The organism is Streptomyces sp. NPDC046215 (genome assembly GCF_040646215.1).
Lineage (GTDB): Bacteria > Actinomycetota > Actinomycetes > Streptomycetales > Streptomycetaceae > Streptomyces > Streptomyces stramineus.
This window is the reverse complement of sequence record NZ_JBEYZW010000169.1, coordinates 1,847-3,191: the sequence shown is the minus strand read 5'-3', so window position 1 is coordinate 3,191 and position 1,345 is coordinate 1,847. Positions and strand designations below refer to the sequence as shown.

Below are 1,345 nucleotides of genomic sequence, written 5' to 3'. Positions count from 1 at the left end.
TGCTGGAATGACACGACTTCGGCGGTACGCTTGAGCCCCGCTACATTGTCGGCGCGGAATCACTTGACCAGTGAGCTATTACGCACTCTTTCAAGGGTGGCTGCTTCTAAGCCAACCTCCTGGTTGTCTCTGCGACTCCACATCCTTTCCCACTTAGCGTACGCTTAGGGGCCTTAGTCGATGCTCTGGGCTGTTTCCCTCTCGACCATGGAGCTTATCCCCCACAGTCTCACTGCCGCGCTCTCACTTACCGGCATTCGGAGTTTGGCTAAGGTCAGTAACCCGGTAGGGCCCATCGCCTATCCAGTGCTCTACCTCCGGCAAGAAACACACGACGCTGCACCTAAATGCATTTCGGGGAGAACCAGCTATCACGGAGTTTGATTGGCCTTTCACCCCTAACCACAGGTCATCCCCCAGGTTTTCAACCCTGGTGGGTTCGGTCCTCCACGAAGTCTTACCTCCGCTTCAACCTGCCCATGGCTAGATCACTCCGCTTCGGGTCTTGGGCGCGCTACTCAATCGCCCTATTCGGACTCGCTTTCGCTACGGCTTCCCCACACGGGTTAACCTCGCAACACACCGCAAACTCGCAGGCTCATTCTTCAAAAGGCACGCAGTCACGACTGCATGTGCAAGCACATACAGCGACGCTCCCACGGCTTGTAGGCACACGGTTTCAGGTACTATTTCACTCCGCTCCCGCGGTACTTTTCACCATTCCCTCACGGTACTGTCCGCTATCGGTCACCAGGGAATATTTAGGCTTAACGGGTGGTCCCGCCAGATTCACACGGGATTTCTCGGGCCCCGTGCTACTTGGGTGGTCATCAAGCGAGCCGTACAGATTTCAGCTACGGGGGTCTTACCCTCTACGCCGGACCTTTCGCATGTCCTTCGCCTACCTGTACGGTTTCTGACTCGCCGACCAGCCGGCAGACTGATCAAGACAACTCCCACAACCCCGCATGCGCAACCCCTGCCGGGTATCACACACATACGGTTTGGCCTCATCCGGTTTCGCTCGCCACTACTCCCGGAATCACGGTTGTTTTCTCTTCCTGCGGGTACTGAGATGTTTCACTTCCCCGCGTTCCCTCCACACTGCCTATGTGTTCAGCAGCGGGTGACAGCCCATGACGACTGCCGGGTTTCCCCATTCGGACACCCCCGGATCAAAGCTCGGTTGACAGCTCCCCGGGGCCTATCGTGGCCTCCCACGTCCTTCATCGGTTCCTGGTGCCAAGGCATCCACCGTGCGCCCTTAAAAACTTGGCCACAGATGCTCGCGTCCACTGTGCAGTTCTCAAGCAACGACCAGCCACCCATCACCCCCGCCTGCAAG

General features: G+C 57.6%; 1 rRNA gene (only partly in view). It reads right to left on the bottom strand.

Annotated features, from left to right (window positions below):
* A 23S ribosomal RNA gene (locus tag ABZ951_RS33510) occupies positions 1 to 1,278 on the bottom strand; it reaches 1,494 nt to the left of the window's first position.
* Positions 1,279 to 1,345 lie beyond the last annotated feature (67 nt).